This is a genomic window from Nonomuraea spiralis, assembly GCF_014648435.1.
Taxonomy (GTDB): Bacteria; Actinomycetota; Actinomycetes; order Streptosporangiales; family Streptosporangiaceae; genus Nonomuraea; species Nonomuraea spiralis.
The window spans coordinates 180,693-198,262 of the sequence record NZ_BMRC01000008.1; the positions used below are offsets into that span (position 1 = coordinate 180,693).

Genomic DNA, 17,570 nt, shown 5'->3' on the forward strand with positions numbered 1-17,570 from the left:
GGCCGTACGTCCCGTGACGGCCGGCCGGCCCCGCACCGACCTCTGGAGTCCTTCGCATGCGATCCCTCGTCCTCGTCGCCGGTCTCGTCCTGGCCGGTGCGACGATCTTCACGATCCTGTCGTTCACGGCGGCGCCCGCGTCCGGGCCCGCCAGGCCCGCCGCCGAGTCGCTCCAGGAGCGGTTGCGGCGGTTGCCCGGCGACTACCGTGGCTGGGCCCGGCTCGCCGCCCAGTACGTCGACCAGGCCAGGGTCACCGGCGACCCGTCGTACTACACCAAGGCGGAAGGCGCGATCGGCACCGCCGCCCGGCTGCGGCCGGACGACGACGCGGTGCTGACCGGCCAGGCCGCCCTGGCGGCCGGTCGCCACGACTTCGCGCGGGCGGCGTCCCTCGCCGAACGCGCCATCGCCGCCAACCCCTACGGCTCGGCCGCGTACGGCGTGCTGGCCGACGCGCGGACCCAGCTCGGCGACCTGCCCGCCGCGCGCCGGGCGGTGGACCGGATGCTGGGCCTGCACCCCGGGGTCGGCGCGTTCGCCCGCGCGTCCTACGCCGCCGAGCTGCGCGGCGACCAGGCCGGGGCGCGCAGGTTCCTGGAGTACGCCCACGACGACGCCTGGGCGCCGGCCGACGTCGCCTACGCCCGCTACTACCTGGGCGAGCTCGCCCTCCACTCCGGCGACCTGACGAAGGCCGCCGGCTGGTACGCCGAGGCCCTGCGCGCCTACCCCGCCTACACCCCCGCCCTCGCCGGCCGGGCCAGGACCGCCGCGCTGGCCGGCCGCCTGCCCGAGGCCCTCGACCTGTACGAGCGGGTCGTCGAACGCCTGCCGCTCCCCCAGTACCTCATCGAGCAGGGCGAGACCCGGCTCAAGGCGGGCCTGCCCGCGGACTGGACGCTGCTGCGCGCCCAACGCAAGCTGTTCCAGGCCGCGGGCGTGCGCGACGACCTGACGTGGGCCGAGTTCGAGGCCGACCACGGCGACCCGGCCGCCGCCGTACGCCACGCCAGGGCCGAGTACGCGCGCAACCCCAACCTCGTCGCCGCCGACGCCCTCGCCTGGGCGCTCTACCGGGCGGGTGAGCCGCGCGAGGCGCTGACGTACACGCGGAAGGCCACCGCGACCGGCTGGCGGAACCCGCTGCTGCGCTACCACCGCGCGGTGATCGAGCGGGCGCTCGGCGAACCGGCGCGGGTGGACGCCCGTTTCGACCCGGAACTGTCGGCATTGGCGAGGTTCTCATGAGACTGATCAGGCTCGGGCTGCTCTCCGTCACGGCGGGACTGGTGCTGGCGCTGGGCGCGAGCGTGCTCCTGGTGGCCGCCGCGCGCGCCGCGACGACCGCCCATCCGCTCGGCAACTTCACCGTCAACCACTACAACGGGCTGCGGCTCGCGCCGGACGCCGTGCGCAACCATGCCGTCGTGGACCTGGCCGAGCTGCCGACGTTGCAGGTCCAGGCCCAGGTGGACACCTCGTACGCGGGGCGGCGCTGCGCCGCGCTGGCCGCCGCCCAGCGGCTGCGGGTCGCCGGCGCGGCGGTGCCGTGGCGGGTGACCGGCTCGGCGTTCGCCTACGCGCCGGGGCAGGGCGGGCTGCGTACCAGCCGGCTGACGTGCGAACTGGCCGCGACGGTACGGGTGTCCGGGCCGGTGGAGTTCGCCGACGGGTTCGAGCAGGACCGGATCGGCTGGCGGGAGATCACGGCGGTCGGGGACGGGGTGCGGTTGTCCGGCTCGTCGGCGCCGGCCGTGAGCGTGAGCCGGGAGTTGCGGGTGTACCCGGCGGATCTGCTGGCGGACCCGCTCGACCAGCGTACGGCCACGATGACCGCGCGGCAGATGTCCGGCGCCGCCGGGCTGACGCCTGCCGGGCCGTCCGCGGGCGCCGGGGGCGGGCCGGCGTTCGGGCCGTTCGGGGAGTGGCTGGCGGGGCTGGACCGCACCTTCACCGGGCTGATCGGACGCGACACGCTGACCGTGCCGCTCGGGCTGCTGGCCGTGGGGCTGGCCATGGTGCTCGGGGCCGGGCACGCGCTCATCCCGGGACACGGGAAGACGATCATGGCGGCGTACCTGGCCGGGCGCCGGGGCCGGCCGCGCGACGCCCTGGTGGTGGGCGCGACGGTGACGGCCACCCACACGGTGGGCGTACTGGTGGTGGGGTTGCTGCTGACGGCGTTCACGGCGCTGGCCGGGGAGTCGGTGTTGTCCTGGCTCGGCCTGGCCAGCGGCCTCCTCATCGCCGCCATCGGCCTCCGCCTGCTCACGGCCCGCCCACGGTCGCCCTCCCAAGGCCATGGACACGGCCACGGACATGGGCACGGACATGGGCACGCGTCGGGGCGGACGTGGGGGGCGGGTGGCTTGGTGGGGTTGGGGGTGGCCGGAGGGCTCGTGCCGAGTCCGTCGGCGTTGATCGTGTTGCTGGGGGCCATCGCGCTGGGACGCACCTGGTTCGGCGTGGCGCTGGTGACCGCGTACGGCGTCGGCATGGCCGCCACCCTCACCCTCACCGGCCTCCTGCTGGTGAAGCTGGTCGACCGCATGGAACGCCGGGCCTCGGCGGGCCGCCGGCTGGCCGCCCGCCTGTCGGGGCTGGCCCCCCGGGGCAGCGCCGTGATGGTCGTCCTGCTCGGCGCGGGCCTCGCCGTACGATCGTTCGCCGCCCTGTAGCCCGGCGCCCTGCGCCACCCTCTATAGTCATGCCCATGACTAGTCATCGTCATGAGCGTCCCTGATGGCATTGCGGCACGCGGTGCTGGCGGCGCTGCTCGACGGCGAGTACAGCGGCTACCAGCTCACCAAGATCTTCGACGTCGGCGTCTCCAACTTCTGGTACGCCGCCCCCCAGCAGCTCTACGCCGAGCTGACCAGGCTTGAGTCCGACGGCCTGGTCAGCGGCCGGGAGGTGGTCCAGCGCGGCCGCCCCACCAAACGGGTCTTCCAGGTCACCCGGGCCGGCCTGGACGAGCTGGCCGCCTTCGCCGCGGCCCCCGCCAAGCCGCTGCTCATCCGCGACGACCTGGCCGTCAAGGTGCACGCCGCCGACCGGCTCGACCCGGCCCCGCTGATCGCCCAGCTCCTCGACCGCGCCGAGGAGGCCGCCGCCAAGCTCGCCCATTTCGACAAGATCCTGCTGCGCCTGCGCGGCGACCTCGACGAGGAGTCGTTCCTGCGCGCGGGCGAGCGCGTCGGCCCGTACCTGTCGTGCCTGGCCGGCTGCCGGCTGGAGCGCGAGATGCGCGACTGGTGCCTGAGCACCGCCCGGACGCTGGGCGAGCGCGCCGCCCGTACCCGTGAGGAGATGTCGTGACCTACGCCCGTTACGTCGCGCTCGGCGACAGCCAGACCGAGGGCCTCGGCGACGGCGACGACGTGCTCGGCCACCGCGGCTGGGCCGACCGGCTGGCCGAGCACCTGGCCGCCGGCAATCCCGGCCTGCTCTACGCCAACCTCGCCGTCCGCGGCAAGGTGGCCGCCCAGATCCGCGCCGAGCAACTTCCCGTCGCGCTGGAGCTCCGTCCCGACCTGGCCACGGTCATGGCGGGCATGAACGACGTCATCCGCCCGGGTTTCGACGCCGCCCGCGTCGCGGCCGACCTGGAGCACATGTTCGTGGCCCTGACCGGGGTGGGCACGCGCGTGGTGACGGTGACGTTCCCCGACATCGGCAGGATCGCGCCGCTGGCCAGGCCGCTGCTGCCGCGGGTGCTCGACCTCAACGCCCGCGTCCGCGAGGCCGCCGCCCGGCACGGCGTGACGCTGGTGGACACCTTCCCCGACACCGCGGTGACCGACGCCCGGCTGTGGAGCGCCGACCGGCTGCACGCCAGCCCGGCGGGGCACGCCAGGTTCGCCGCCGCGGTGGCGTACGCGCTGGAGCTGCCCGGCAGCGACGACGGCTGGGCGCTGCCGCTGCCCGTCCTGCCCGCGCCCGGCCCGCTGCGCGCGGCGGCGGCGGAGCTGCGCTGGGTGGGCTCGTTCGCGGGGCCGTGGATCGCCCGACGCGTCCGGGGGCGCTCGTCCGGCGACGGACGGGTGTGCAAGCGGCCGGCGCTCGCGCCCATGGCGGATCAGTCGACCTCGGGCAGGTCGGGGACGTCGTAGTCGGCGTCGCCGTCGTCGGCCCTGCGCAGCTTGATGTCCTCGGCCCACGCCCCGGCGAAGGCGCGGATCTCCGCGATGCGCGGTTCGTCCAGGCCGAGGGCCTCGAAGCGTTCGTCGGTCATGAGCTCGACGAACTCCAGCCGCATGAGCAGCTCGGCGGGGGAGAAACCGTCGAGGTGGGCGGCGGCCAGGCGTTCGAGCTCGCGGAAGGAGTGTCCCTGCGCCGCCGCGGCGACGTCGGCGACGTCGGCCGGAAGCCCGCGTTCGTGCAGGTCGCGCACCATCGGCCCGATCAGGTCCGCCGGGCCCTCGTGGAACGGTGGCCGCATCAGCGCGGGATCCGGACTACGGGCGCGGCCATGGGTCAAGTATGCCGCCGGCCGCGCCGGGTGGAGGGCAGGTCGTGCCGCCCGGACAGGAACTCCTGGAACGCGATCTTGACCCTGATAACCGGCCGCCGCCAGCGTTCCTCCCGGCGTACGGCCGTGGCGAGCTTGCGCGGCGAACGCTCCCCGTGGAGGAACCAGCGGGCCCACGGCGAGCCCGGCCGGGCCAGCCGTACGGCGCCCACCAGGAGCAGCAGCGGCAGGAACAGGCCCGCCATCCCGGTCCAGATCTTGCCCTTGAGCAGCGTGACCACCGCCAGCGCGAGGTTGGCCACGATCAGCGCGGCCGGGTTGACGGGCGTGCCGTAGTCCCAGGTCAGCGGGCGCAGGCCGATGAGCAGCAGGCCGGTCACGGCGACCGCGATGAAGACCGCGTCCACCGAGGTGCGGCCCTCCTCCTCCCAGTAGACGTCGTGCAGGTGCAGGATCAGCGCGAACTCGTCCAGCACGAGCGCGGAACCGATGCCGAACACGCAGGCGGCGACGACGTGCCCGGCCTGCGAGGCGCCGTTGACGATGAGCCCCGTCACGCCCCCGATGAGCATCAGCACGACGCCGAACACGACGTGGTGGATGTGCATCTCGCCCACGTTGACGTCGCGGAACCAGCCGATCCTGGCCCTGATCAGCCGGACGTTGATGCGGGTGGCGATGAACGCCACGATGAGCGTGACGAAGTAGCAGAACAGCGGCAGCCGTCCCGTGGTGACGATGTTGCTCTGGAACCAGTTCCCCATGACCTTAGAAGTCGATGGTACGAGCCGGAAGAGCGTCGTATGTCCCCTGTGCCGGGCTCAGGGCGCGGCTCGGGCCTGGAGGGCCTGCTCGTAGCCCTGGCGGACGAGTTGCCGCCGGACGTTCTCGCGTACCTGGTCGAAGGGGGGCGCGCCGGGGCCGGCGGTGCGGGCGTACTGGTCGCGCAGGCGGCGTTCCGACAGGTCCAGGCTGCTCGCGTGCAGTTTTTCGAGGGCCGCGTCCAGTTCGGCGGCCCGTACCCGGGCGTAGGTGTACTGGTCGTAGGACGGGACGCCGGGGATCGGGCGGCCGGACCGGGCGGCCTCGGCGCGGCGCGCGTTCTCGGCGGCCAGCTCGCGCTGGAACCCCTGCTCGCCGACGTCGGTGAGCAGGCCCGCCTCGCGGGCCCAGATCCGCCGGGCCTTGTCCAGTACGGCGGCCCGCACCGCCCGCTCCCTGAGCCGCCGCGCGGGGGTGACGCCGTCACGGGCACGCTCCCAGAAGCCGGGGCCGAGCCCCTGCCCGGCGAACTCGGAGATCACCTCGGCGCGGACGGTCTCGGCCGCCCTGAGCACCTCGGCCCCGCCCACCGGCTCCCCCTCGAACGTGACGACCGTGTCACCGGGACGAATCCCGAGCACCTCCCCCACCCCGGCGGACGCGGACCGCCCGGGGACGGCCTCTCCTTCGCGTCCGACGGCGACGAGCACCCCGGCGACCACGGCCGGCGCGACGAGCGCGACCACGGCGAGAGCCACCGGCACCCGGCGGGTACGGGACGCCGGGGCCTTGCGGGCACGGCCGGGGGCCGGGGTGCTCGTCATGGCGTCAGCTCGCGATCTTCATGTCGAAGACGTGGAACCCGGCGCCGGCCAGCGGACTGCCGGCCGGGAAGGTCACCGTGGCGACCGTCCTCGCCGCGTCGAGCGGCACCGCGTAGCCGAAGACCGACACGCCCGACTCGCGCGTCTGCCCGGTGGCCGGGTTCTTGTAGCTGGTCTGCGTCATGTTGTGGTAGTCGGCACGGGCCACGAGCACGCCTCCGGCGGGCGCGGTCGCGTCCCACTGGTCACCGAACCGAACGGTCTTCTCCTCGACCGTCCCGTCGGTGTAGGTGACCTTGAACACGCCCTCGCGCGCCTTCAGGCCGCCCGCCCCGAGCAGGACGAGCCGGTCGCCCCGCCCGGCCAGTGCGACCGTCTGCCCGGCGGCCTTGACATTGTCCGTCGTGCCGTACGGGCGCGGGTGCCAGACGAAGTCGGCGCCGAGCACGTTCACGGTGCGGCCGGGGGTCAGGCCCGCCTTCTCCAGCCCCTGGCCGGAGTAGCTGCGCCCGCTGGTGGAGAAGCCGCCGGTGTTGGGGTTGAGGTCGGAGCTGACCGCGACGTTGTTGTACGCCTCTTCGACCGACCCGTGCACGACCGGCCCGGCGGCCGGCCCGTTGTAGGCCCCGCGCGAGACGGTCCCGGTGGCCTGGTTGCCGAAGTAGTCGCGGTCGCCGAGGCCGTCCACGACCGCGCCGGACGCGAGCGCGGGCGAGCCGGCGAGCAGCTTGTAGCCGTCCACGTCGGCGGCGCCGTCGGCGGTGCCGGGGGCGGCCAGGCCCGGGTCGGCGGTGACGGCGCGGGCGTCGCCCGCGGGGACGCTCACGCCGCCGTGGTAGACGTTGGAGTCGTAGCCGATGCCCGGGGCCGAGGGCAGCGTGCCGGACGGCGCGTAGAAGATGTTGTTGACGACCTTGGAGTTCTCGGTGGGCACGGCGACGTCGAGCTTCTGCGACGGGCAGAAGAACGTGTTGTTGTACAACCACAGCGGGCTCTTGTTGTCACCGGAGGCGTTGCCCGCGATGCGGCAGTCGTCCTGGGCGATGTTGAACCGCAGGATGGCTGTGGCCTTGTAGTTGGGGAACTCGGTGCAGCTCTGGCAGCCCAGGTAGAAGCCGCCGGCGTTGTCGTGCGAGTAGTTGTACTGGTAGACGCACGTGCCCTTGATGCCGCCGTCGCAGTCCCAGGCGGTGGAGTCGAAGATGGTGGGCCGCTGCCGGGTCACCTCGTTGTACTGAAATACCGGATCAACAGAGTTGATCGGCCACATTCCCGCGAAATTTCCGTCGATGTACGGGTATTTCCCGGCGCCGCCTTCGTCGAACAGGTTGTGCTCCACCAGCGGCCGGTCCGAGGCGTGCACGACGATGCCGTCGCCGCCGACCGCGCGGATCGTGTTGCGCGCGATGAGGACGTTCCGGTGGTAGTCGGTGCCCTTGCGGCTGATCTTGATACCGCCGCCGCCGGTGTCGTGCACGTAGTTGCCGGTGATCGTGATCCCGTCCAGGTAGCCGACCTTGCCCTCGGGCAGCGCCTGGATGCTGATGCCCGCCGAGTAGGAGAACCACGAGCCGTTCGTCCCGGTCTTGTTGCCCCAGCCCGCGACGTCGGAGATCTCCAGGTCCCGCAGGACCAGCCCGGCCTTCGGCTCGGGGGTCGTGGAGTTGTACTGCACGCCGGTCCGCTTGGCCGTGGTGGCCGCCGGATTGGTGATGTGCAGCTTCTCCAGGGTCAGGTAGCTGTTGTCCACCAGGTGCACGGCCCACTCGCCGCCGTCGCCCTGGATGATCGGCTTGGGGCCCTCGCCGTAGGAGGTGAACAGGACGGGGTGCGCGGCGGTGCCGGAGCCGACCGGTTCGAGCCGGCCGGCGCAGACGGTCCCCGCCCGGAACTTGATCGTGTCCTTCTCGCGGAAGGTGATGGCGTTGACGGCGGCCAGGCTGTTCAGCGGCCCGGCGGCGGTACGCCCCGAGCCGCCGTCCGGCGCCTGGCAGTCGACGAAGAAGTTCCTGGCGGCGGCCGCCTCTGCGGGGGTGGCGACCAGACCGGCCGCCACGACCAGGGCCGCGACTAACTGAAGACGCATGTTTCCTCTCCGGGGGTGTTTCAGGCGGAACGGGAAAGCAAGGGGTTCAGGCAGAACGGGAAAGCAGAGGGTTCAGGCGGAACGGGAGAGCGTGGCCGGCTCGACGCCGTGCTCGAACGGCAGCCCCCGGGCGTGCCGCTCCAGTTCGTCCAGCGCGAGGTCTGCCATCCTGGCCAGCTCGCCGCCCAGCGAGCCGGCGATGTGCGGGGTGACCAGCACGTTCGGCAGGTCGTAGAGCGGGGAGGCGGCGGGCAGGAACTCGGGCTCGGTGTGGTCGAGCACCGCGTACAACCGCCCTGAGACCAGCTCGGCGGTGAGCGCGGCCTGGTCGACCAGGGCCGCCCTGGCCGTGTTGATCAGCGTGGCACCGTCGCGCATGGCGGCCAGGCGGCGCGCGTCGATCATGTGGCGGGTCTCGGGCAGGTCGGGCGCGTGCAGGCTGACCACGTCGCACCGGGCGACCAGCTCGTCCAGCCCGACCCGGCGCACCCCCAGGTCCTCCCCCAGGTACGGATCGCTGACCAGCACCTCGACGTCGAACGGCCGCAGCAGCTCGATCACCCGCCGCCCGATCCTGGAGGCCCCGACGACGCCGACCACCCGCCGGTAGTTGCCGAACCCGGGGAAACGGGCGTCCCAGTCGTCGTTGGCCCGCCGCGCGCGGTAGGCGCGGGCGATGTCGATCACCCGCTTGTTCGCGAACAGGATCGCCGCGAGCGTGAACTCGGCCACCGGCTCGGCGTTGGCCGCGGCGGCCGAGGAGACCACGATGCCGCGCTCCCAGCAGGCGTCGGTGACGTGGTGCTTGACCGAGCCCGCCGCGTGCACGATCGCCCGCAGCCGGGGCGCGCGGGCCAGCACCTCGGCGGTCACCGGCGGGCAGCCCCACGAGGTGAACAGCACCTCGGCCTGCGACAGGTCGGCGCCGCCGAACCCGGCGACCTCGGCCCGTACGTCGGCCACCCGGGCCAGGCGGGCCCGTACGTCGCCGGTGAGCATGCGCCCGGCGACCTCCGCGGCCATGGCGACGACCGTCACCGGCTTGTTCATGTTCTCCCCCGAGAGTTCGTTCACTTGACGCTGCCCGCCGTCATCCCGGCCTTCCAGAAGCGCTGCAGGGACACGAACACCAGCAGCAGGGGCACCACGGACAGCAGCGACCCGGTGATCACCAGGCTGTGGAACTCGGGGAAGGCGTTGCCCTGCTTCTCCCAGCCGTACAGGCCGAGGCTGAGCGGGTAGAGCCGCTGGTCGCTCAGCATGACCAGGGGCAGGAAGAAGTTGTTCCAGATGGCGGTGAACTGGAACAGGAAGATCGTCACGTACGCGGGCAGCAACATGGGCAGCGCGACGGACGCGAACGTGCGCAGTTCACCGGCCCCGTCGGACCTGGCCGCCTCCAGCACCTCGCCGGGCACGTACCCGGCCGAGAGCACCCGCGCCAGGTAGACGCCGAACGGGTGGACCAGCACCGGCACGAAGACGGACCAGAACGTGTTGACCACGCCGACCTTGGAGGCCAGCAGGTACAGCGGCACGGCCGTGGCGGTGGTCGGCACCAGCACGCCGAGCAGCACCAGCCCGAACATCTTCTCCTTGGCGAACCAGGAGTACTTGTCGAAGGCGTAACCGCACATCACGGTGACGAACGAGCTGACCGCCGCGCCGAGACCGGCGTACAGGACGCTGTTGAGGTACCAGCGGAAGAAGACGCCGTCGCCCTCCTGCGCGACCGCCCTGATGTTCTCGAACAGGTTGAAGCCGGCGAAGGAGAAGCCAGGCGTCGAGTACAGGTCGGACAGCGACTTGGTGGAGGCGAACAGCAGCCAGGTCAGCGGCAGCAGCGTGTAGAGCGTGGAGACGATCAGCAGCACGTTGACCGTGGCGCGGGACATCCACTTCACCGGCGGTTCCCCCACTTCGTGACGACGAAGGACAGGACGGCCGCGAGCAGCGCGAGCAGGATGGAGGCCGCGCCGGCCTGGCCGTAGTCGTTGTTGCCGAACGCCTCGTTGTAGGCGTACATGTTGGGCGTCCACGTGCTGACCACGCCGTCGCTGACGTTGTCGAGCACCATCGGCTCGGTGAAGAGCTGCAGCGAGCCGATGATCGTGAACAGCACGGTGGTGACCACGGCGCCGCGGATCAGCGGCACCTTGACGCGGAGGGCGACGCGCAGCGGGCCGGCGCCGTCCATCCTGGCCGCCTCGATCACCTCGGCGGGGATGGCCTGGAGGGCCGCGAAGTAGATGATCATGTTGTAGCCCACCCACTCCCACAGCGCGATGTTGACCACCGAGCCGAGCACGTGGTCGCCGCCGAGGAAGTCGACGTCGCCGAGCAGGTCCACGATGGGGCTGATGCCGGGCAGGTACAGGTAGAGCCAGATCAGTCCGGCGATCACACCCGGCACGATGTGCGGCATGAACAGCGCGAGCTGGAAGAACCTGCCCAGCCTGGCCAGCCCGGAGTCCAGCAGCAGCGCCAGCGCGAGCGCGCCGCCGATCATCAGCGGGATGTACAGCGCGCAGTAGCCCAGGATGACCAGGAACCCGTCGGTGAACGCGGAGTCCTTGAGCGTGTCCAGGTAGTTGCCGAGCCCGACGAACACGGTCTCCGTGCCGCCGAAGCCCAGCCCGGAGGACTTCTCGCTGAACAGGCTGAGGTAGACCGCGTAGGCCAGCGGCGCCACGATCACGGCCGCGAACAGCGCGAAGAACGGCCCGACGAACAGCAGGATCGCCCCCCGCCGCCGCCACCCCTCGCCGCCGCGACCGCTTCCTACTGGAGGAGTCACAAGCTGCCTTTCGGTGGGTCGCGGCGGAGCCTGCGCTCCGCCGCGCGCGTCGTGCTACTGCTGGGCGACGTTGAGCCCGCGGCTCTTGATCTCGCCGACGGTGGCCGTCTGCGCGGTGTCCAGCACGCCGGGGACGGTGGTCTCTCCGGTTCCGACCTTGCCGAGCGCGTCCTTGAAGGTGGTGAGGGTCTGCACCATGCTCGGCCCCCACGTCCAGCCGGGCTGGACCGTCTTGTACGACTCCGAGAACAGCGCGTAGATGTCCTGGCCGCCGTAGAAGGAGGCGTCGAAGCTCTTGGCCGCGACCGGCACGAGGTCGGCGATGGCCGGGAAGCCGCTGGAGGTGCCCGAGGACAGGCGGGCGGTCCACGCCTCCTCCGAGCCGGTCAGCCACTTGACGACCTCGACGGCCGCCTTGCTGTTCTTCGACCCCTTGCTCACGCCGAACGTGGTGCCGCCGAGCATGCCGCTGGCCGGGGTGCCCCAGTTCGGGATCGGCGCGATGGCCCACTTGCCGGACTGGCCGGCGTGGTTGCCCTTCATGACGCCCGCGCCCCAGTTGGCGCCGACGTAGCCCCAGAGGGTGTCGTTCTCGAAGGCGGCGTTCCACTCCTGGCTGAAGGACGGCTGGACCTTGACCAGGTCGTCCTTGACCAGGCCCTGCCAGTACTCGGCGACCTTCTTGCTGGGCTCGTCGTTGATCGTCACCTTCCAGGCGTCGCCCTCGGTGCCGAACCACTTGCCGCCCGCCTGCCACGACAGCGCGGCCAGCACGCTCGGGTCGTCGGGGAAGAAGGTCGCGATGCGGGACTTGCCGTCGGCCTTCTTGACCTTCTCGGCGGCGGCGCGGAAGTCGTCCCAGGTCTTCGGGACCTCGATCTTGTTCTTCTCGAACAGGTCCTTGCGGTAGAAGAACACCTGCGGCGCGGCGTCCATGGGCAGCGCCCACGCCTTGCCGCCCAGCTCGACCAGGCTGAAGACCTCGGCCGGGTACTTGGGCTTGACGTCGGCCACGTCGGCCGAGATGTCCTGGAGGGCACCCTGGTTCACGAAGTCGGGGAGCTGCGGGTACTCCACGGACATGACGTCGGGGGCGTTGCCGGCCTTGACGGCGTTGGAGAACTTGGCGTACCCGCCCGCGTTGCCCGAGGGGATCTCCTCGAACTTGATCTGCACGTCCTTGTGTGACTTGTTGAAGGCGTCCACGACCTGCTGGGTGCCCTTCGCCCAGCCCCAGAACGTCACCTGGGCGGGCTTGCCGGCCTCGCCCGCGGGCTGCGCCGGCTCCGTGCTGCCGCACGCGGCGGCGAGCAGGCTCATACCGGCCAGCAGTCCGGCAATGCCGGCGCTCTTGCGTCCCATCGATGGCTCCTCATCGCTTTCGATCGATAAGGCATCATTCGCTCATCTTCGATCGGTTGTCTAGAGAGAGGCCACAAATCGATCAGTAACGAAATGGATGCGTAACTTCAGGCGCGTGGCGCGACTGTGGACTCCCGGACCCTCAGCTCGGGCAGCAGCGCCACGTGCTGGGCAGGGCGCCGCGGACCCTCCTGGATCCGGCTCACCAGCAGGTCGACGGCGCAGCGGCCGACCGCGGCCTTGGGGGGCGCGACGGCCGTGAGCGGGGGGTCGCTGAGCGCCGCCACCTCGTCATCGTAGGCGACCAGCGACACCTCTTCGGGAATACGCACCCCGGCCGTCCGCAGGGCCTGGACCAGCAGCAACGCGTCCTCGTCGTTGTGCACGAGCATCGCGGTGACCCCGCCCCTGACCGCCGCGACCACGTCGGCCACCTGCTCGCGCGAGGGCCCCTCCTGGGCGACGTCGAGATGGACGGGCTCGGCCAGCCCCAGGTCGCGAACGGCGGCGAGGAACCCGTGCCGCACCCGCGGGGCCGTCGGGCTGTCCCGCGTGACCATGGCCAGCCGCCGGTGCCCCAGCTCGGCCAGGTGTCGCGTGCCAAGGAACGCTCCATGGGCGTGATGCGAGGCCGCCGCGTCCAGCAGCGAGGCGGGGCCGCCCAGCTCGGCCCGCCGCTCGACCAGCACGGCCGGCACGCCCAGCCCGGCCAGCCACTCCTCGTGCGAGGCGTCCGGCTGCCTGCTCGGGGTCAGCAGCAGGCCCTCGATGCCGCCGTCCACGAGCTGCCTGACCTGGGTGCGGTCCTCGTCGTCGTCGTAGCGCGAGACGCCGAGGACGAGCCGGGCGCCCAGGCGTTCGGCCTGCTCGCGGGCGCCCTTGATGACCACCGGGTAGTAGTACGTGGCCGAGGGCACCAGCATGCCGAGCGTCAGCGAGCGCTCCCTGGCGGGGGCGGGCACGGACTCCGGCCGGGTGATGCCGCCGTGCACCCGGTTGACCAGGCCCTGCCCGGCCAGGTGCTCGACGTCCCTGCGCAGGGTGACCATCGACACGTTGAGCCGGTCGACCAGCTCGGCCAGGCGGACGGAACCGCGCTCGCGCACCTCGCGCAGGATCAGTTCATGACGTTGTTCCGCGAACACGGCGACTCCTTGTGGCTCGACCCTGACGATCCTACCGGGAACTGCTTTCGTTTTTGAACGGATGCTTTCGTTCGATCAAGATGCTAAGGTCCCGCCCGAGACCGGACGTCCCTTTGGAGTGCCGCATGTTCCCGCTTCCGCCGGAGGATCGAACGCTCAGCCCGTACACCGGCTGGACCCGCGCCCACTGGGAGGCGGTGGCCGACGGGCTGCTGGCCGCGGTGGAACCGTACCGCTCGGCGGACGGGGCCGTGATCACCCTGCCCGGACGTGAGAGCTGGTCGCGCTGCGACGGCCTGGAGGGGTACGCCCGCACGTTCCTGCTGGCCGCCTTCCGGGTGGCCGGCGGCGGCCCGGCGGAGCTGCTGGAGCCGTACGCGCGCGGTCTGGAGGCCGGGCCCGGCGTCTGGCAGCCGATCGAGGACCGTACTCAGCCCATGGTCGAGGCGGCCTCGATCGCGCTGTCCCTCTGGCTGACCCGCGAGCACCTGTGGGACCGCCTGGCCCCGGGCACCCGCGACCGGGTCGCCGCCTACCTCGCCGAGGCCCTGCGCCACGAGCCGGTGGACAACAACTGGTGGTTGTTCCCCGCCATGGTGGGCGGCTTCCTGTCGGCCGCCGGCCTGCACACCGAGGAGGCCGACGCGGCGGTGGAACGCGGCCTGGCCCGCATCGAGCCCTGGTACGCCGGCGACGGCTGGTACACCGACGGCGACAACCGCTCCTTCGACCACTACAACGGCTGGGCCATGCACCTCTACCCGGCCCTGCTGGCCCACCTGTCCGGCAAGGGCTCCCCCGGTGACCGCCTGCGCCGCTTCCTGGAGAGCTACGCGCTCACCTTCGACCAGCAGGGCGGCATGCTCCACCAGGGCCGCTCGCTCACCTACCGCTTCGCCTCGGCGACCTCGCTCTTCGCCGGAGCCCTGCTGGAGGCCACCCCGCTCGCCCCCGGCCGGACCCGCCGCATCGCCTCCGGCGTCCTGCGCCGCTTCCTCGACGAGGGCGCGCTCTCCGCCGAAGGGCTGCTCACGCTCGGCTGGCACGGCCCCCACGAGCCCTCGCTCCAGTCCTACTCCGGCTCGGCCTCGCCGTACTGGGCCTCGAAGGCGTTCCTCGGCCTGCTGCTGCCGGCCGATCATCCGGTGTGGACCGCGACCGAGGAGCCGGGTCCCACCGGGCTCGCCGCGCTGCCCGGCCCCGGCCTGGTCGTCCAGAACACCGGTGACGTCGCCCTCCTTCTCAACCACGGCAGCCGGCACCACCCGGGCGACCCGCTTTACGACCGCTACGCCTACTCCACCCGTACCGGACCGACCACGCGGGTGCCCGACAACCACTTCGGCCTGGTCCGCCCGGACGGCACGGTCACCGAGCGCGGCGCGTTCACGCCCCGGGGCGCGGGGGCGGCGGGCGACCTGGCGTGGGCCGCGTCGGCGAGCGACGGCGTGGAGAGCCTGAGCGTGATCAGGGGGGCCGTCGAGGTCCGCGTCCATCGCGTCGCGCCGGGCTCCCCGGTCCTCCAGACCGGGTGGGCGCTCGTCCCGGCCGAGCCCCCGGCCGAGCCCCCGGCCGAGCCCCCGGTCGCCGGTCCCGGCGCGCGTGTGCGGGACGGCGACGGACTGCTCTCCGAACTGGTCGCGGTACGCGGCTACACGCGGGCCCGCGTCGCCGACGATCCTGAGGGCAGCGCCTTCGGGGCCCCGGCGCTCGTACCCGTGCTGGAGGGCGTCGCCGAGGACGGCTGGGCGATCAGCACGGCCACCCTCGTCCACGCCGACGCGGCCCCGGCCGGCGATATGCCCACGGTGGAGGTGGCGGGCGACACCGTCACGTTCACCTGGGCCGACGGGACCCGCCACGCTCGTACGGTCCCGGAGCCGGGCGGCGCCGCCCTCTGACCGGCCGCGCGCCGGTCAGGACAGGAAGGCGCGCAGGAGCGCGGCCGTGCCCTCCAGGTGCTCGGCCATCGCCCGGCGGGCCGCGTCCGGGTCGCCCGCCAGGATGGCGTCCACGATGGCCCGGTGCTGGGCGGCGGCGTGTTCGATGTTGACCTGGAGCATCGGGATCGCGTTCAGCAGGTCGCTCACCCGCGAACGGGCGTCGGCGCACGTCGTGGCCAGCAGCGTCGAGCCGGTCAGCTCGGCGATCGACAGGTGGAAGGCCGTGTCGAGGCGCCGGTAGTCCTCCAGCGGCGCCTCGTTCAGCTCGGTCAGCCGGCGCAGCAGCACCTCCCGTTTGTCGGGCGTGAGCTCGGAGGTGGCCAGCACCTGCGCCGCCCCGCACTCGACCGCCAGGCGGAAGGTGAGCGCGTCCGACAACTCGGCCATGCCCATGTCGGCCACCGCCTGCCGCAGGTCGCCCGCGTCGGGGCGGGGCGGGACGTAGGTGACGAACGCGCCGCCGTACCGGCCGCGCCGCACGTCGAGGTAGCCCGCGTCCTGGAGGGCGCGGATGGCCTCGCGCAGGGTGACCCTGCTGATGCCCAGCCGCACGGCGAGCTCGCGCTCGGGCGGCAGCTTGTCGCCGTACGCGACCACGCCCAGCTTGATCGCCTGGAGCAGCCGTTCCACGGTCTCCTCGAAGGCGTTTCCCGCCCTGACCGGGCGCAGCACTGTCATCAAACGCGCCGAATCGTCCAAGGTGTCCTCAGGTCTTGACAAGCGATCCCGGCATGCACATCAATGGTCTGAGACTAGCCCAATCAACGGGAAAGCGCTTCAGAGCAGATCGGAGCGACCTAGGGTGAGCGAACGAGCGGGCTCCGGACTCCTGTCCGTCGAGGAACTGCGGGACGAGGTCGCGGCCGGGCGCATCGACACCGTGCTGCTCGCCATCGCCGACATGCAGGGCAGGTTGCAGGGCAAACGTCTCTCCGCGCGGTACTTTCTGGACGAGGTGCTGCATCACGGCTCCGAGGGGTGCAACTACCTGCTCGCGGTCGACGTGGACATGAACACCGTCTCCGGCTACGACATGTCCTCCTGGGATCGAGGCTACGGCGACTTCGCGATGAAACCCGACCTGTCCACCCTGCGCCGGGTCCCCTGGCAGGACGGCACCGCGCTGGTCATGGCCGACCTGGCCTGGGAGGAGGGCGGCGAGGTCACCGCCTCCCCGCGCCAGATCCTGCGCCGGCAGCTGGCCCGCCTGGCCGAGCGCGGCCTGACCGCCCACGTGGGCACCGAGCTGGAGTTCGTGGTCTACGACGACAGCTACGAGGAGGCGTGGCGGCGCGCCTACCGCGACCTGTCCCCCGCCAACCTCTACAACGTCGACTACTCCCTCCTCGGCACGGCCCGCGTCGAGCCGCTGCTGCGCCGCATCAGGCGCGACATGGAGGGCGCCGGCATGTACGTCGAGTCCGCCAAGGGCGAGTGCAACCTCGGCCAGCACGAGATCGCCTTCCGCTACGACGAGGCCCTGCGCACCTGCGACAACCACTCGATCTACAAGAACGGCGCCAAGGAGATCGCCGCCCAGGAGGGCCGGTCGATCACCTTCATGGCCAAGCCGAACCAGCGTGAGGGCAACTCCTGCCACATCCACATCTCGCTGCGCGGCCCCGGCGGCGAGCCGGTGATGGCGGGCGAGGGCCCGTACGGGCTCTCGCCGCTGGGCGCCCGCTTCATCGCCGGTCAGCTCGCCGGCCTGCGTGAACTCACCCTGCTGTACGCGCCCAACGTCAACTCCTACAAGCGCTACGTGCCCGGCAGCTTCGCCCCGACGGCGGTCAAGTGGGGCGTCGACAACCGCACCTGCTCGCTGCGGCTGGTGGGCCATGGGCTGTCGCTGCGGGTGGAGAACCGGGTGCCGGGCGGCGACGTCAATCCGTACCTGGCGGTGTCGGCACTGATCGCGGCCGGGCTGCACGGCATCGACCAGGAGCTGCCGCTGGAGGACGCCTTCGAGGGCAACGCCTACGACTCCGGCGCCGAGACCGTGCCCCACACGCTGCGGGACGCGCTCGTGCTGTTCGAGGGGTCGAAGCTGGCCAGGGAGACGTTCGGCGACGACGTGGTCGAGCACTACGCGAACAACGCGCGCGTGGAACTGGCCGCCTTCGACGCGGCGGTGACGGACTGGGAGCTGTTCCGTGGTTTCGAGCGAATGTGACGGTA

16 protein-coding genes are annotated in these 17,570 nt (G+C 72.1%); 6 read left to right on the forward strand and 10 right to left on the reverse strand.

Going from position 1 to position 17,570, the window contains the following annotated elements; genetic code table 11:
- The first annotated feature begins 56 nt into the window (after positions 1-56).
- The 4 genes from IEZ27_RS21380 (at position 57) to IEZ27_RS21395 (ending at position 4,114) form a co-directional block, all read left to right on the forward strand.
- Positions 57-1,250 carry a tetratricopeptide repeat protein gene (locus tag IEZ27_RS21380; RefSeq protein WP_189648867.1) on the forward strand — a complete coding sequence of 398 codons (1,194 nt, stop codon included), beginning with the start codon at positions 57-59 and terminating at the stop codon, positions 1,248-1,250.
- Positions 1,247-2,680 (forward strand): High-affinity nickel-transporter, encoded by a 1,434-nt coding sequence (locus IEZ27_RS21385; protein ID WP_189648868.1) that lies wholly within the window; start codon positions 1,247-1,249, stop codon positions 2,678-2,680. The genes IEZ27_RS21380 and IEZ27_RS21385 overlap by 4 nt, the downstream gene beginning before the upstream one ends.
- Before the next feature lie 64 nt (positions 2,681-2,744).
- Positions 2,745-3,320 carry a PadR family transcriptional regulator gene (locus IEZ27_RS21390; protein WP_189648869.1) on the forward strand — a complete coding sequence of 192 codons (576 nt, stop codon included), beginning with the start codon at positions 2,745-2,747 and terminating at the stop codon, positions 3,318-3,320.
- Positions 3,317-4,114 (forward strand): SGNH/GDSL hydrolase family protein, encoded by a 798-nt coding sequence (locus IEZ27_RS21395; protein WP_189648870.1) that lies wholly within the window; start codon positions 3,317-3,319, stop codon positions 4,112-4,114. The genes IEZ27_RS21390 and IEZ27_RS21395 overlap by 4 nt, the downstream gene beginning before the upstream one ends.
- On the opposite strand, the gene IEZ27_RS21400 is transcribed toward IEZ27_RS21395, so the two are convergent.
- From IEZ27_RS21400 to IEZ27_RS21440, 9 genes are all read right to left on the reverse strand, one after another.
- Positions 4,081-4,443 carry a hypothetical protein gene (locus tag IEZ27_RS21400; protein WP_189648871.1) on the reverse strand — a complete coding sequence of 121 codons (363 nt, stop codon included), beginning with the start codon at positions 4,441-4,443 and terminating at the stop codon, positions 4,081-4,083. The genes IEZ27_RS21395 and IEZ27_RS21400 overlap by 34 nt on opposite strands.
- Positions 4,444-4,478: 35 nt before the next feature.
- On the reverse strand, positions 4,479-5,237 hold the full coding sequence (locus IEZ27_RS21405; RefSeq protein WP_189648872.1) for a hypothetical protein: 759 nt from the start codon (positions 5,235-5,237) through the stop codon (positions 4,479-4,481).
- A gap of 57 nt (positions 5,238-5,294) precedes the next feature.
- Positions 5,295-6,059 (reverse strand): hypothetical protein, encoded by a 765-nt coding sequence (locus IEZ27_RS21410; RefSeq protein ID WP_189648873.1) that lies wholly within the window; start codon positions 6,057-6,059, stop codon positions 5,295-5,297.
- A gap of 4 nt (positions 6,060-6,063) precedes the next feature.
- Complete coding sequence (locus tag IEZ27_RS21415) at positions 6,064-8,145, reverse strand: right-handed parallel beta-helix repeat-containing protein (RefSeq protein ID WP_189648874.1); 2,082 nt, start codon at positions 8,143-8,145, stop codon at positions 6,064-6,066.
- Positions 8,146-8,217: 72 nt separating this feature from the next.
- Entirely contained in the window at positions 8,218-9,219 is a 1,002-nt protein-coding gene (locus tag IEZ27_RS21420; protein ID WP_229824187.1) for a hydroxyacid dehydrogenase, read from the reverse strand.
- Positions 9,216-10,040 carry a carbohydrate ABC transporter permease gene (locus tag IEZ27_RS21425; RefSeq protein ID WP_125632616.1) on the reverse strand — a complete coding sequence of 275 codons (825 nt, stop codon included), beginning with the start codon at positions 10,038-10,040 and terminating at the stop codon, positions 9,216-9,218. Before IEZ27_RS21425 ends, IEZ27_RS21420 begins: the two co-directional genes overlap by 4 nt.
- A gap of 5 nt (positions 10,041-10,045) precedes the next feature.
- Positions 10,046-10,942 carry a carbohydrate ABC transporter permease gene (locus tag IEZ27_RS21430; RefSeq protein WP_189648875.1) on the reverse strand — a complete coding sequence of 299 codons (897 nt, stop codon included), beginning with the start codon at positions 10,940-10,942 and terminating at the stop codon, positions 10,046-10,048.
- A gap of 54 nt (positions 10,943-10,996) precedes the next feature.
- Positions 10,997-12,304, reverse strand: coding sequence for an ABC transporter substrate-binding protein (locus IEZ27_RS21435; RefSeq protein ID WP_189648876.1), 1,308 nt, complete (start codon positions 12,302-12,304; stop codon positions 10,997-10,999).
- A 107-nt stretch (positions 12,305-12,411) separates the two neighbouring features.
- Positions 12,412-13,449: a substrate-binding domain-containing protein gene (locus tag IEZ27_RS21440; protein ID WP_229824188.1), complete on the reverse strand. Its 1,038-nt coding sequence runs from the start codon at positions 13,447-13,449 to the stop codon at positions 12,412-12,414.
- 125 nt (positions 13,450-13,574) lie between these two features.
- Here IEZ27_RS21440 and IEZ27_RS21445 point away from each other — a divergent pair, with 125 nt between their 5' ends.
- A complete protein-coding gene (locus IEZ27_RS21445) occupies positions 13,575-15,350 on the forward strand; it encodes a DUF2264 domain-containing protein (RefSeq protein ID WP_189648877.1) in 1,776 nt (591 codons plus the stop codon).
- Positions 15,351-15,365: 15 nt separating this feature from the next.
- On the opposite strand, the gene IEZ27_RS21450 is transcribed toward IEZ27_RS21445, so the two are convergent.
- Positions 15,366-16,070, reverse strand: coding sequence for a FadR/GntR family transcriptional regulator (locus IEZ27_RS21450; protein ID WP_125631505.1), 705 nt, complete (start codon positions 16,068-16,070; stop codon positions 15,366-15,368).
- Positions 16,071-16,194: 124 nt separating this feature from the next.
- Between IEZ27_RS21450 and IEZ27_RS21455 the strand changes: the two genes are divergently transcribed.
- A complete protein-coding gene (locus IEZ27_RS21455) occupies positions 16,195-17,565 on the forward strand; it encodes a glutamine synthetase family protein (protein WP_194521961.1) in 1,371 nt (456 codons plus the stop codon).
- Positions 17,566-17,570: the final 5 nt, after the last annotated feature.

What these genes read in the sequence shown, in the direction of transcription:
- IEZ27_RS21400 (WP_189648871.1), bottom strand. Translation starts at nt 4,443, where the DNA reads ATGCGGCCACCGTTCCACGAGGGCCCGGCGGACCTGATCGGGCCGATG.
- IEZ27_RS21415 (WP_189648874.1), bottom strand. Translation starts at nt 8,145, where the DNA reads ATGCGTCTTCAGTTAGTCGCGGCCCTGGTCGTGGCGGCCGGTCTGGTC.
- IEZ27_RS21425 (WP_125632616.1), bottom strand. Translation starts at nt 10,040, where the DNA reads ATGTCCCGCGCCACGGTCAACGTGCTGCTGATCGTCTCCACGCTCTAC.
- IEZ27_RS21445 (WP_189648877.1), top strand. Translation starts at nt 13,575, where the DNA reads ATGTTCCCGCTTCCGCCGGAGGATCGAACGCTCAGCCCGTACACCGGC.
- IEZ27_RS21390 (WP_189648869.1), top strand. Translation starts at nt 2,745, where the DNA reads ATGGCATTGCGGCACGCGGTGCTGGCGGCGCTGCTCGACGGCGAGTAC.
- IEZ27_RS21450 (WP_125631505.1), bottom strand. Translation starts at nt 16,070, where the DNA reads ATGACAGTGCTGCGCCCGGTCAGGGCGGGAAACGCCTTCGAGGAGACC.
- IEZ27_RS21405 (WP_189648872.1), bottom strand. Translation starts at nt 5,237, where the DNA reads ATGGGGAACTGGTTCCAGAGCAACATCGTCACCACGGGACGGCTGCCG.
- IEZ27_RS21410 (WP_189648873.1), bottom strand. Translation starts at nt 6,059, where the DNA reads ATGACGAGCACCCCGGCCCCCGGCCGTGCCCGCAAGGCCCCGGCGTCC.
- IEZ27_RS21435 (WP_189648876.1), bottom strand. Translation starts at nt 12,304, where the DNA reads ATGGGACGCAAGAGCGCCGGCATTGCCGGACTGCTGGCCGGTATGAGC.
- IEZ27_RS21385 (WP_189648868.1), top strand. Translation starts at nt 1,247, where the DNA reads ATGAGACTGATCAGGCTCGGGCTGCTCTCCGTCACGGCGGGACTGGTG.
- IEZ27_RS21380 (WP_189648867.1), top strand. Translation starts at nt 57, where the DNA reads ATGCGATCCCTCGTCCTCGTCGCCGGTCTCGTCCTGGCCGGTGCGACG.